11 protein-coding genes are annotated in these 12353 nt (G+C 70.3%); 7 read left to right on the forward strand and 4 right to left on the reverse strand.

Going from position 1 to position 12353, the window contains the following annotated elements; all coding sequences use genetic code 11:
- Positions 1 to 14: 14 nt before the first annotated feature.
- The gene (gene dut, locus ACW7G5_RS12555) at positions 15 to 473 is read left to right on the forward strand and encodes a dUTP diphosphatase (protein WP_457005002.1); all 459 of its coding nucleotides are present in this window, start codon (positions 15 to 17) and stop codon (positions 471 to 473) included.
- Between the two features lie 17 nt (positions 474 to 490).
- Positions 491 to 2806, forward strand: a complete 2316-nt coding sequence (locus ACW7G5_RS12560; protein WP_457005004.1) for a phosphomannomutase/phosphoglucomutase — start codon at positions 491 to 493, stop codon at positions 2804 to 2806.
- A 96-nt stretch (positions 2807 to 2902) separates the two neighbouring features.
- Here the strand turns inward: ACW7G5_RS12560 and ACW7G5_RS12565 are convergent, their stop codons facing one another.
- Positions 2903 to 3532 carry a hypothetical protein gene (locus ACW7G5_RS12565; RefSeq protein ID WP_457005006.1) on the reverse strand — a complete coding sequence of 210 codons (630 nt, stop codon included), beginning with the start codon at positions 3530 to 3532 and terminating at the stop codon, positions 2903 to 2905.
- A 26-nt stretch (positions 3533 to 3558) separates the two neighbouring features.
- Positions 3559 to 4221, reverse strand: a complete 663-nt coding sequence (gene pyrE / locus ACW7G5_RS12570; RefSeq protein WP_457005008.1) for an orotate phosphoribosyltransferase — start codon at positions 4219 to 4221, stop codon at positions 3559 to 3561.
- Positions 4222 to 4349: 128 nt separating this feature from the next.
- Between pyrE and ACW7G5_RS12575 the strand changes: the two genes are divergently transcribed.
- From ACW7G5_RS12575 to ACW7G5_RS12590, 4 genes are all read left to right on the forward strand, one after another.
- Positions 4350 to 5573 (forward strand): cytochrome-c peroxidase, encoded by a 1224-nt coding sequence (locus ACW7G5_RS12575; protein ID WP_457005009.1) that lies wholly within the window; start codon positions 4350 to 4352, stop codon positions 5571 to 5573.
- A gap of 71 nt (positions 5574 to 5644) precedes the next feature.
- Positions 5645 to 6472, forward strand: coding sequence for an exodeoxyribonuclease III (locus ACW7G5_RS12580; protein WP_457005011.1), 828 nt, complete (start codon positions 5645 to 5647; stop codon positions 6470 to 6472).
- Complete coding sequence (locus ACW7G5_RS12585; RefSeq protein ID WP_457005012.1) at positions 6469 to 7791, forward strand: AmpG family muropeptide MFS transporter; 1323 nt, start codon at positions 6469 to 6471, stop codon at positions 7789 to 7791. Before ACW7G5_RS12580 ends, ACW7G5_RS12585 begins: the two co-directional genes overlap by 4 nt.
- A 55-nt stretch (positions 7792 to 7846) precedes the next feature.
- Positions 7847 to 8125, forward strand: coding sequence for a hypothetical protein (locus ACW7G5_RS12590; RefSeq protein ID WP_457005013.1), 279 nt, complete (start codon positions 7847 to 7849; stop codon positions 8123 to 8125).
- Between the two features lie 53 nt (positions 8126 to 8178).
- Here ACW7G5_RS12590 and ACW7G5_RS12595 read toward each other — a convergent pair whose 3' ends face one another.
- Positions 8179 to 9297 carry an anhydro-N-acetylmuramic acid kinase gene (locus ACW7G5_RS12595; protein ID WP_457005015.1) on the reverse strand — a complete coding sequence of 373 codons (1119 nt, stop codon included), beginning with the start codon at positions 9295 to 9297 and terminating at the stop codon, positions 8179 to 8181.
- A 40-nt stretch (positions 9298 to 9337) separates the two neighbouring features.
- Positions 9338 to 10831 carry a M23 family metallopeptidase gene (locus tag ACW7G5_RS12600; protein ID WP_457005017.1) on the reverse strand — a complete coding sequence of 498 codons (1494 nt, stop codon included), beginning with the start codon at positions 10829 to 10831 and terminating at the stop codon, positions 9338 to 9340.
- 262 nt (positions 10832 to 11093) lie between these two features.
- On the opposite strand from ACW7G5_RS12600, the gene tyrS reads away from it, so the two are divergent.
- Entirely contained in the window at positions 11094 to 12284 is a 1191-nt protein-coding gene (gene tyrS / locus ACW7G5_RS12605) for a tyrosine--tRNA ligase (RefSeq protein ID WP_457005105.1), read from the forward strand.
- The last annotated feature ends 69 nt before the right edge of the window (positions 12285 to 12353 follow it).

The raw sequence follows: 12353 nt of genomic DNA on the forward strand, positions 1-12353 counted from the left end.
GGACGCATCACGCCATGCAGCACACCCTGGACCTGAAGATCCTCGACCCGCGCATCGGCGCTGAATGGCCGCTGCCGGCGCACGCCACCGAAGGCAGCGCGGGGATGGACCTGCGCGCGGCGATCGACGCGCCGCTCGAACTCGCCGGCGGCGACACCGCGCTGGTGCCCAGCGGCATCGCCATCCACATCGGCGATCCCGGCTTGTGCGCGATGGTGCTGCCGCGTTCGGGCCTCGGCCATCGCCATGGCCTGGTGCTGGGCAACGGCACCGGCCTGATCGACGCCGACTACCAGGGCCCGCTGATGGTCAGCCTCTGGAACCGCTCGCGCGAGGCCTATTTGGTGCAGCCCGGTGACCGCATCGCGCAGCTGGTGCTGGTGCCGGTGGTGCGCGCGGGGCTGCGGGTGGTGGATACTTTTGAACAGAGCGCGCGGGGCACGGGTGGATTTGGCCATACGGGCACGCGCTGAAAGGGGGCGACACAGGCATGGATCTCAAGGTTTCCAACAAGGCCCGGCAAGCCGTGGCGCAGGCGCGGCCCTTGCTGCTGCTATTGGCCGGGCTCGTGGTGGTGCTGGCGCTGTGGCTGGCGTGGACGGGCTGGCGACAGATGCAGGACCAGGCGCGCCGCGACTCGCTTGCCGTCAACCGCGACGCCGTGGCGCAGTCGGTCGCGCGCTCGCTGCAAACCGAACTCGAGCGCCTCGAGGAACGCCTGGCTTCGCTGCCCGTGCGCGATGCGCTGGCGGCCGGCGACTTCGCCGCGGCGGCCGAGGCCCTTGGCCGCGACTGGCCGAACCTCGACCACGCCGTGATCCAGGACATCACATTGGCCGATGCCTACGAGGCGATCGCCGATGCCGGCTACGGCCGGATCCTCGTGGCCGAAGCCGCGATCGCCGAGGGCAAGCCGGTGCTGTGGGTGGTGCGCGACGGTGGCGCGCCGATGCTGGCCCTGGCCGGGTCTGCGCGGGTGGACGGCGAGCCGGTGGGCGTGGCCTACGTGCGCCTGCCGCTGGTCCGCGCGAGCGCCAGCCTCGCCGCCGTGGACGTGCCGGGCTCGACCTACCTCGCGCTCCGCCAGGGCGGCTTCACGCTTGCCGAGCGCGGCGACGCCAAATACGCCGAATCCGCGGAACGCATGGCGGTGCCGGTCGCCGGCAGCGGGATCCGCGTCGCCGCCGGCCTGCCGGCGCGCCCGCAGGCGCTGTTCGGCCTGGCCGCGGCGCCGTCGTTCGTGGTCGCCGGCGTGCTGCTGCTGCTCGGCTACCTGCTCGCACGGCTGCCTTCGCTGCTTGGCAGGCCGGAGGATGAAGACGCGGGCGATGCACCCACGCTCGAACAGGCGCTCGAGCTGGGGCCGATTGCCGATGGCAGTGCCGTTCCGGCAGCGCCGGTGCGTGAAATGGCGTCGGCGGCGGTGGCGATCGACCCCGGCATCTTCCGCGCCTACGACATCCGAGGCATCGTCGGCCAGACGCTGGACGTCGGCGTCGCCGAACTGATCGGGCATGCCATCGGCTCGCTGATGCACGAGCAGGGGCTGAAGGACATCGTGATCGGCCGCGACGGCCGCCTGTCCGGTCCCGACATGGTCGCCGGGCTCACCGCGGGCCTGCGCAAGGCCGGCCGCGACGTCATCGACATCGGCATGGTGCCGACGCCGGTGGTGTACTTCGGCGCCTATCACCTGCGCACCGGCTGCTGCGTGTCGGTGACCGGCAGCCACAACCCGCCCGACTACAACGGCTTCAAGATCGTGGTCGGCGGCGAGACGCTGGCCGGTGACGCGGTCACCGACCTGTACGCGCGCATCGCCGAGGACCGGCTGCACACCGCGCCCGCGCCCGGCGGCGTCACCGAGCGCGATATCGCCGATGACTACGTCGAACGCATCGCCTCCGACGTCCAGATCGACCGCCCGCTGAAGGTGGTGGTGGACGCCGGCAACGGCGTCGCCGGCGAGATCGGCCCGCGCGTGCTCGAAGCCATCGGCGCCACGGTCGAACCCTTGTTCTGCGAGATCGACGGCACCTTCCCCAACCATCATCCGGACCCGAGCGACCCGGACAACCTGGTCGACCTGGTCAACATGGTGGAGCGCTTCGACGCCGACCTGGGCATCGCCTTCGACGGCGACGGCGATCGCCTGGGCGTGGTCACGAAGAACGGCGAGAACATCTTCGCCGACCGCCTGCTGATGCTGTTTTCCGCCGACGTGCTGGAGCGCAACCCGGGCGCGGTGATCGTGTACGACGTGAAGTGCACCGGCCGCCTGCAGGGCCACATCCTGCGCCACGGCGGCAGTCCCCTGATGTGGAAGACCGGGCACTCGCTGATCAAGGCGAAGATGCGCGAGACCGAAGCGGAGCTGGCCGGCGAGATGAGCGGACACTTCTTCTTCGGCGAGCGCTGGTATGGCTTCGACGACGGCATCTACGCTGCCGCGCGCCTGCTCGAGATCCTGGCCTCGCGCACGGAGTCGCCCGGCGAGGTGCTGTCGGCGCTGCCGGCCGGCATCGCCACCCCGGAGATCAAGGTCGATGCCCCCGGCGGCAACCCGCATGCCTTCGTCGAGCGCTTCGTGGCGCAGGCGAAGTTCGAGGGCGGCGCGCGTCCCTCGACCATCGACGGCCTGCGCGTGGATTTCCCCGATGGTTGGGGCCTGGTCCGCGCCTCCAACACCACGCCGGTGCTGGTGCTGCGCTTCGACGCCGACAGCGAAGAGGCGCTGGATCGGATCCGCGGCGAGTTCAGGGAGCAGCTGCTCGCGATCGACCCGGAGCTGCCGTTGCCCTTCTAGCCTGTCGTCAGTTGGGGCGCCGCCATGGCGGCGATCGCGGCCATGGCCGCTCCCACAGGTGCAGGGGCGGCGACACAGGTGCCAGGGGCAGCCTTGCTAGCCGCCCTTCATCGCGCGGTAGCGTTCGAGGGCACCGTCCAGGTCGCTCCCCAGCGATGCGCGATCGACCAGCTGCCGCTCCATGATCGCCTGTTGCCGCAGCAGGTCGCCGTGCTGTGACCGGACACCATCGGCCAGGGCCTTGCCCACCGGCTGTTCCAGCAGCTCGCGCTCCGCCGCCTGGCGCAGCAGCGACAGCAGGCTCTGGCGCAGGTTGGCGATGCTGAGCTCGGAGGTCTTCAGCGACTCATCCACCAGCAGGATGCGTTCGCTATAGGCGCGGCGCAGGTCGTTCTCGGTGGCATAGGACTCGACCATGGCCAGGTCGCGGCGGTGGCGTTCGGCTTCGGCCATCTCGGCCTCGGCGGCGGCGCGGGCGTCGGCGGCGGCGGCGGTGCGCTCATCGCCGGTCAGTGCACGCGGCACTTCCCCGGTGCGGTTGCCGCTTGCGGCGCTGATCTCGGTGCGGGCGCGATCCAGGGCGCTGGCCGGCACGGTGTCGCCGCAGACCTGGACCCCGCCTTCGTCCCAGCAGTAGAGCTTCTTGTTGGCGGGCGCCTTTTGCGCCACGGCCGCCAGCGGCAGCGTGGCCAGCGCGATGCCGGCTATCCAGTTCATGGTCTTCATGGTGTCCGTCCCCCCGGTCGGCCGCATCAGCCCGCCGCGCTGCCATAGCGCGTGCGGTAGGCGAACAGGCGCTCGCGCTCGTCCGACAGTGTCGCGTTTTCGCCGGTGAACGCAAGCAGGTCGCCGAGGCTGGCGATCGCCACCACCGGCACGCCCTCGTTCGCGGCTACCAGCGCCGCGGCCGAGCGGCGGTCGGCGGAATCGCCGTCCAGCACTTCCTCGCGGTCGAGCGCGATCGCAACGCCGGCGGGCGTGCCGCCGCCGTCGCGGATCAGCGCCAGCGCCTCGCGCACGGCCGTGCCCGCGGTGAGCACGTCATCGACCACCAGCACGCGGCGGCCGGCCAGCGGCGCGCCGACCAGGTTGCCGCCTTCGCCATGCGCCTTGGCTTCCTTGCGGTTGTAGGCCAGCGGCAGGTCGCGGCCGCGGCGTGCGTATTCGCAGGCCAGCGCGGTCGCCAGCGGAATGCCCTTGTAGGCGGGGCCGAACAACAGGTCGAAATCGAGGCCGGTGGCGTCGATGGCGTCGGCATAGCAGGCTGCGAGCGCCGCCAGCGTTGCACCGGAGGCGAAGCGGCCGGCGTTGAAAAAGTAGGGACTGGTGCGGCCGGACTTCAGCGTGAACTCGCCGAAGCGCAGCGCTTCGGCCGCCAGTGCCAGCTGCAGGAACCGGGAGCGGTGATCGGACATGGCGTGTGCAGGCGGCCGCGGCGGGGTGGCCATGTTAGCAACCCGCCGGGGTTGACCTCCGTCAACGCCCCTCCGCGGTCGTTGACCTATGGTTGACCGTGATGATGGCCTGGATGCGGAGACGCGTGATGCACGTTCGGACGAAGCTTGCAGTGTCGGTTGCCATGGCGCTGGTGGTGGCCACGGGATGCGGACAGACCGGTGGCGACGGGGTGGATGCGGGCGTGGCCGGAGCCGCCACGGCCGACGTGGCCGCCGCTGATGCCGCGGCCCCGGCCGGAACCGCGCCCGAACCTGCCGGCGCGGCGGCGGCAGGCGGCGTGCCGGGCACGGCCGAGACCGCGAACGCAGCGGAGCCGGCGGTGGCCGATGCCGATGGCGATCCGCTGCGGGCCATGGCCGCCGCCATGTTCGGCACTATCCCGGCCAGCGTCGACGAACTCCGCGGCAAGCCGCTGGTCGCCGGGCAGGTCGAGCTGGGCCGCATGCTGTGGTTCGAGCCGCGGCTTTCACAGAGCCACCTGATCACCTGCAATACCTGCCACAGCCTTGGCACCGGCGGCGCCGACAACGTGCCGGTCTCGATCGGGCACGGCTGGCAGAAGGGCCCGCGCAATTCGCCGACCATGCTCAACGCCGTGTTCAACGCCGCCCAGTTCTGGGACGGCCGCGCCGCGGACCTGGCCGAACAGGCCAAGGGGCCGGTGCAGGCGAGCGTGGAGATGAACAGCACGCCCGAGCTCGTGGTCCGGACCCTGCAGAGCATTCCCGAATACGTGGATCGGTTCGGCGAAGCCTTCCCCGGCGAGCGCCCGGTGAGCTTCGACAACATGGCGCTGGCGCTGGAGGCGTTCGAGGCCACCCTGGTGACGCCGGACGCACGCTTCGATCGCTGGGTCCTGGGCGACGACAGCGCGATCGACGCCACCGAGCGCCGTGGCCTGGAGCTGTTCGTCAACAGCGGCTGCGCGTCCTGCCACAACGGCCGCAACTTCGGCGGCCAGACCTACTTCCCCTTTGGCGTGATCGAGCGCCCGGGCGCGGAGATCCTGCCCGAGGGCGACAAGGGCCGGTTCACGGTCACCAATACCGCGACCGACGAATACGTGTTCCGCGCCTCGCCGCTGCGCAACGTCGAGCTGACCGCGCCCTATTTCCACAGCGGCCAGGTCTGGAACCTGGAGCAGGCGGTGGCGATCATGGGCACGGCGCAGCTGGGCCGCGAGCTCGACGAGGAGGAGTCCGGCGCCATCGCCGCCTTCCTGCGCACGCTGACCGGGCGCCAGCCGGTGGTGGAGTACCCGGTCCTGCCGCCGAGCACGCCGGATACGCCCAAGCCGGTCGCGATGTAACCGGTCGCGATGTAACGCGCGTGCCTGCGCGTTGCCGGCGGCCGTGCCGGCGGTGCGTTAACCTTCACGCCATGCGCATCATCAGCTTCAATGCCAACGGCATCCGCTCGGCCGCCAGCAAGGGGTTCTTCGACTGGTTTCGCGCCCAGGATGCGGACATCCTCTGCGTGCAGGAAACCAAGGCCCAGGAACACCAGCTTCTGGCCGCCGACGGCAACGGCCTCCACCCCGACTTCCTTCCCGACGGCTACAAGGCCTGGTTCAAGGACGCGAGCACGAAGAAGGGCTACAGCGGCGTGGCGATCTACAGCCGCCGCGAGCCCGACGAGGTGCGCACCGCGCTCGGCTGGGCGCCGTTCGATGATGAAGGCCGCTACATCGAGGCGCGCTTCGGCAACCTGAGCGTGGTGTCGTTCTACATCCCGTCGGGCTCGTCCGGAGAGCTGCGCCAGGGCTTCAAGTTCGAGGTCATGGACTGGCTGCGGCCGATCCTCGACCAGTGGCTGGCCAGCGGCCGCGACTACGTGCTGTGCGGCGACTGGAACATCGTGCGCTCGCGCAACGACATCCGGAACTGGACCGGAAACCAGAAGAATTCGGGCTGCCTGCCGCCGGAGCGCGCCTGGCTGAACACGATGATCGCCGACGGCTGCGGCGACGGGCTGGGCGAGGCGCCGGCGCATGGCTGGGGCGACGCCCTGCGCATGCTGCGGCCCGACGCGGCGGACGAATACACCTGGTGGAGCAACCGCGGCGCCGCACGCGCCAAGAACGTCGGCTGGCGCATCGACTACCAGTTCGCGACCCCGGCGCTGGCGAAGCGGGTCGAGGCCTGCGCGGTGCACGGCGAGCCGCGCTTCTCCGACCATGCGCCGCTGGTCGTGGACTACCGCGAGTGAGCACGGCCGCGGACGGAGCGACGCCGCCGACGCCGTCGGCCTGGCGCGCGTTCGCGCAGCCTTCGGCGCGGACCATGTTCTTCTTCGGCTTTGCGTCGGGGCTGCCCTTCCTGCTGGTCGCCGGCACGCTGGCCTACTGGCTCCGCGACGGCGGGCTGGAGCTGCGCGAGATCACCATGATCGCCAGCGCCGGCCTGGCGTATTCGTTCAAGTTCGTCTGGGCGCCGCTGGTCGATCGCTGGCGGCTGCCGCTGCTCGGCCGCTTCGGGCAGCGCCGCGGTTGGCTGCTGTTGGCGATGGCCTGCGTGATGGGCGGGCTGCTGGCGATGTCGATGCTGACGCCCGAGCGGCTGGCGGTGTTCGTGGCGCTGACGCTGTTCGTGGCCTTTTCCGGCGCCACGCTCGACATCGCGGTGGACGCCTATCGCGTCGAGATCGCACCCGCCTCCGAGCAGGGCGCGCTTGTGGCGACCTATTCGCTGGGCTACCGGATCGCGCTGATCGTGTCCGGTGCGCTGGCGCTGGTGCTCGCCGACCACGCCGCGTGGGCGAGCGTGTACCGGGTGATGGCGGCCTGCATGCTGGTGCCGATGGTGGCCTGCCTCCTGGCGGCCGAACCCGACGTGGTGCGCGTGCGCACCAAGGGCTGGGCGGCCGGCCTGCGCGAGGGCGTGGTCGAGCCCTTCGCCGACTTCTTCCGCCGCTTCGGCAGCGGCATCGGCCTGGTGGTGCTGTTGTTCATCCTGTCGATCAAGATCTCCGACCAGGCGATCGTCGGCGGCATCATCGGCCCGTTCTACCTCGACCAGGGCTTCAGCAAGACCGAGATCGCCGCGGTGACCAAGGTCTACGGCATCTGGGTCGGGATCGCCGGCGCCTTCCTCGGCGGCGTGGCCGTCGCGCGCTGGGGCATCCACTGGCCGCTGCTGGTGGCGATCATCCTCGGCGCCGCCAGCAACCTGCTGTACCTGGCGCTGATAGGTGCCAACGGCGACATCGGCCTGCTGACCCTGGTGATCTCGGGCGAGAACCTGGCCCAGGGCTTCCTTGGCACCGCCGCGGTCGCCTACCTGTCGGCGCTGGTGAACCAGCGCTACACCGCCACGCAATACGCGCTGTTCTCGTCGCTGATCATGCTGCCGGGCAAGGTGCTGGGCTTTTTCTCGGGCGCCATCGTCGAGACCAGCGCCGGCGGCTATGCCACCTATTTCCTGATCACCGCGGTGGTGGCGGTGCCGGCGGTGCTGCTGTTCTTCTGGCTGAAGCCGCGGCTGCGGCTGGGCGACGAGGCGGGCGGGGTCGCGGAGGACGCGGCGTGAACGCGGGCCGGGCCTTGCCCATCCGGCCGCGTCGTCGTATCTATGGCGCGTTGCCGTGACCGATGGCGACTACTGGACGCGGGCCATGACCGACATCGTGCTCAAGGACATCGACGAGGTGCTGCTGGAACGCATCAAGCGCGTCGCCGACCGCCGCGGCTGGGCGCTGTCGCACGCGCTGCTGCAGCTGCTGGAGCGCGGCCTGTACGCGGCCGAAGGCGACGGCAAGCTCAGCTTCGACAGCTCCGAGGCCGACGTGCTCCAGGCCGCGATCGCGGCCCTGGAAGGCGTGCCCGACGGCGATTTCTCGCTGATCGGCCAGCTCCCCCAGTAGGAGCAGCTACAGCTGCGACCGGGATCTCCGGCCGGAGCCCGATTGGAGCCCGATCAGACCGGGTGGATGGCGCCGAGGATGCGTGGGCCGGCGGCGCCGGTGACGCTGGCGAGGTTGCCCGGGCGTCCGGCCAGGGTCTCGCGCGCCAGCCAGGCGAAGGCCATGGCTTCGATCGCATCGGGATCCAGTCCGTGCGCGGCGCTGGATTCGACCGCGATGCCCGGCATCTCCGCTGCCAGCGCCTGGGTCAGGCGCGGATTGTGCACGCCGCCGCCGCAGGCGATCACGCGCGTGGTGGAGGGCTGGGTCGCGCGCAGGGCGTCGGCCACGGTGCGCGCGGTCAGGGCGAGCAGGGTGGCCTGGACGTCGGCCGGTGATTCCGTGCCCGCCAGCCGCGATTCCACCCAGCCGAGGTGGAACGTGTCGCGCCCGGTGGACTTCGGCGGCGGCAGGGCGAACCAGGGTTCGTCCAGGAGGCGTGCCAGCAGCGCGGCGTCGACCCGGCCCTCGGCGGCGAACGCGCCGCCGACGTCGAAGGCCTTGCCGCGGTGGCGCAGGCACCAGGCGTCCATCAGGCCGTTGGCCGGACCGGTGTCGAAGCCGCGCACCGGGCTTTCGCCGGGCAGCAGGGTGAAGTTGGCGATGCCGCCAAGGTTGAGCACCGCGCGCGATTCGGCGGGATCGTGCAGCAGCGCCGCGTGCAGCGCCGGGACCAGCGGCGCGCCGTGGCCACCCGCGGCCACGTCGCGACGGCGGAAGTCGGCCACGGTGGTGATGCCGGTGCGCTCGGCGATGGTCGCCGCGCAGCCGAGCTGCAGGCTGAAGGGCAGGGCGCCGTGCGGGCGATGGCGCAGCGTCTGTCCGTGCGAACCGATTGCGGTGACGGTCGCCGGTTGGGCGCCCGAGTCGGCCAGCGCGCGCAGTGCGGCGGCGGCGAAGGCGCGCCCAATGGCGACGTCGAGCTCGCCCACCGCGTCCAGCGACAGCAGCGCGTCTTCCTGGCCGAGCGCCACCAGCCGTTCGCGCAGGACGGGGTCCCAGGCGTAGGTGCGCGCGAAGCGCAGGGTCGGGCGCGTAGTGGCGGCGTCGTCTTCGAAGTCGACCAGCGCGGCGTCGATGCCGTCTGCGCTGGTGCCCGAGATCAGTCCGAGAAAGCCCTGCCGGCCTGCCATGCGTGAAGCCCCGTGTGACGCCGCGTAGGCGGCGCGGCGATCAGCCCTGTCCGCGGCCGGACGGCGCGTCGCGCCTCGCCTTGGCCACGCGGGTGCCATCGGCGGCATCCGGTACCTGGGCGTAGATGATGTCTTCGACGGTGCGGATGCGCGCCAGCGCCGGCCCGGTCTGGGCGTGGAAGGCGGCCAGCGCGACGCCCTTCAGCGGCTCGGGCTCGGGCATGGTGTGCTGCAGCGGGTTGCGGTGCACGCCGTTGATGCGGAACTCGTAGTGCAGGTGCGGGCCGGTGGACAGGCCGGTGGTGCCGACGCGACCGATCACCGTGCCCTGGCTGACGCGCTGCCCCTGGCGGATGTTGCCAAAGCCGGACATGTGCGCGTACAGCGTGGTGTAGCCGCGACCGTGGTCGAGGATCACGGTGTTGCCATAGCCGCCACGCCAGCCCTTGAACTGCACCCGCGCGTCGCCGGCGGCCATGATCGGCGTGCCGGTGCGCGCGGCGTAGTCCACGCCCTTGTGCTGGCGGACGTTGCCGCTCACCGGGTGCCTGCGCGAGCCGAAGCGCGAGCTCAGGCGCGCGTACTGGATCGGCATGCGGATGAAGCTCTTCTTCAGCGGCCGGCCTTCGGCGTTGTAGTACTCGGTCTTGCCGTCCTGCTCGAAGCGGAACGCGGTGAACGGCTTGTTCTTGGCGGTGAACACAGCGGCCAGGACCTTGCCCGTACGCAGCAGTTCGCCCTCGCGGTAGACCTGCTCGACGACCACGCTGAAGCGGTCGTTCTGGGTGACGTCGGTGTTGAAATCGATGTCGTACTGGAAGATCTCATCGGTCAGCATGTTGATGCTGGAACCCGACAGCCCGAGCTTGCGGGCGGAGTGGAACAGTGAGCGGCCGACCTTGCCGCTGACCACGGAGGTGCGGACCTCGATGGGGCGCTCGATGACGGTTTCGACGACCTTGCCGGCGTCCAGCGCGAGCTCGACGCGCTCGGCTTCGCCGCGGTCGTAGCGCAACGCGTGCAGGCTGCCGCGGCCACCATTCTCCGGGGCCGGGTTGAAGGCGAAGCCGAGCTGCACGCCGGGACGCAGCCGGGTCAGGGCATCGCGCGCGCCGGGCTGCTCGAGAAGCGCGTGCATGGTGCTGGCCGGGATGCCCAGTTCGTCGAAGATGGCGCCGAGGGTCTGGCCCTTTTCCACCGTCACCGGCATCCAGTTTGCGGCCGCCGCTTCCGGCTCCGGCTGCACGGGAAGCGCCGGCAGCGACAGCGACAGCGTGGTCAGGCGCGCGCTGTGGGGTACGTCGACGGCGGTATTGAAACCGGGCACGATGGCCAGCAGCAGGGCACCTGCGGTGGCGATCAGGCTGGCATGGGCCCACTGCCGCCGCGACCAGCGGCGGTTGCCGGTGGTTTCGGCGGAGGCTTCAGCCTGGTGGCTGCTGGTGGTGGCCTGGCGCTCGAGTTCGCGCAGGTTTTCGAGGCGGACGCGCTCGCTGCGCTGCGCGTCGGATTGATGCGATTCGGGCGTGGTCATATGTGGATCGGACCCCCGGGCCCGTGCGTGACGGGCGCGTCACCGGGCCACCATAATCACGCGAAGATCACGCGTCAAACGATTGACGCGGCTGGAGTTTCTTCTTGGTAATAATTTAACTTCCAGTTAACAACCACTTGAACCCGCGTCACATTTCCATGCCGGAACGACGCCCAGCCGGACCCGAGCCTTGTCACAGAACTCCCACGAACACGCCAGCCAGCCGCACGTCCCATCCGCGCACGCGGTCGACCCCGGCGCCATCGAATTGATCGCCCGCGGCACCGACGAGATCCTCAAGCGCGAGGAACTCGAGGCCCGACTCGCCTCCGGCCGCCCCCTGCGGGTCAAGGCCGGATTTGACCCGACCGCCCCCGACCTGCATATCGGCCACACCGTGTTGCTCAACAAGATGCGCCAGTTCCAGGACCTGGGGCATACGGTGGTGTTCCTGATCGGCGACTTCACCGGGATGATCGGCGACCCTTCCGGCAAGAGCGCCACCCGCAGGCCGCTGACCCGCGAGGACGTGCTGGCCAATGCGAAGACCTACGAGGACCAGGTGTTCAGGGTGCTCGACCACGAGCGCACCGAGGTCCGCTTCAACTCCGAATGGTTCGGCAAGATGGCTGCCGCCGACATGATCCGCCTGGCTGGCCAGCACACCGTGGCGCGCATGCTCGAGCGCGACGACTTCGCCAAGCGCTATGCCGCGCAGCAGTCGATCGCGATCCACGAATTCCTCTATCCGCTGGTGCAGGGCTACGACTCGGTGGCGCTCGAGGCCGACGTCGAGCTCGGTGGCACCGACCAGAAGTTCAACCTGCTGATGGGCCGCGGCCTGCAGGAGCATTACGGCCAGAAGCCGCAGGCGGTGCTGACGATGCCGCTGCTGGTGGGCCTGGACGGCGTCAACAAGATGTCCAAGTCGCTGGGCAACTACATCGGGGTCACCGATCCGGCGATCGACTTCATCAACAAGACCATGAAGATCGGCGACGACCTCATGTGGGACTGGATCGAATTGCTGAGCTTCGACATCGGCATCGACGAGGCGACGGCGCTGAAGGCGGGCGTGGCCTCCGGTGCGCTGAATCCGCGCGAGGTGAAGCTGCGCCTGGCGCGCGAGCTGGCCACGCGCTTCCACGATGCCGCAGCGGCGGAAACCGCGATCGCAGGCTGGCACGCGGCGGTGACGGGGCAGGGCGACACTTCGCTGCTTCCGCTGCAGGACGTGACGGTGCCGGCCGACGGCCTGCGCATCGCCGCACTGCTGACCGCGGCCGGGATCACGCCGTCGAATTCGGAGGCCAATCGCAAGTTGAAGGAGCGCGCGGTGAAGGTGGACGGCACGGTGGTCGATGATGCGGGCACCACGTTCGCGCCCGGCTTCGAAGGCGTGCTGCAGGTCGGCAAGCGGAACTTTGCGCGGGTGCGGCTCATCACCGGCTGATCGGGACTTGGCCGCTTTCGGATGGAAAAGCCGTTACTGCATTGTGCTCGTACGACGTCCGTCGTCGAA

Source organism: Luteimonas sp. A501, assembly GCF_054052085.1.

Excerpts from the sequence above, each read along its gene's own strand:
- ACW7G5_RS12580 (WP_457005011.1), top strand. The coding sequence starts at position 5,645 with ATGCGCATCATCAGCTTCAATGCCAACGGCATCCGCTCGGCCGCCAGC.
- ACW7G5_RS12575 (WP_457005009.1), top strand. The coding sequence starts at position 4,350 with ATGCACGTTCGGACGAAGCTTGCAGTGTCGGTTGCCATGGCGCTGGTG.
- ACW7G5_RS12565 (WP_457005006.1), bottom strand. The coding sequence starts at position 3,532 with ATGAAGACCATGAACTGGATAGCCGGCATCGCGCTGGCCACGCTGCCG.
- ACW7G5_RS12595 (WP_457005015.1), bottom strand. The coding sequence starts at position 9,297 with ATGGCAGGCCGGCAGGGCTTTCTCGGACTGATCTCGGGCACCAGCGCA.
- pyrE (WP_457005008.1), bottom strand. The coding sequence starts at position 4,221 with ATGTCCGATCACCGCTCCCGGTTCCTGCAGCTGGCACTGGCGGCCGAA.
- ACW7G5_RS12560 (WP_457005004.1), top strand. The coding sequence starts at position 491 with ATGGATCTCAAGGTTTCCAACAAGGCCCGGCAAGCCGTGGCGCAGGCG.
- ACW7G5_RS12600 (WP_457005017.1), bottom strand. The coding sequence starts at position 10,831 with ATGACCACGCCCGAATCGCATCAATCCGACGCGCAGCGCAGCGAGCGC.
- dut (WP_457005002.1), top strand. The coding sequence starts at position 15 with ATGCAGCACACCCTGGACCTGAAGATCCTCGACCCGCGCATCGGCGCT.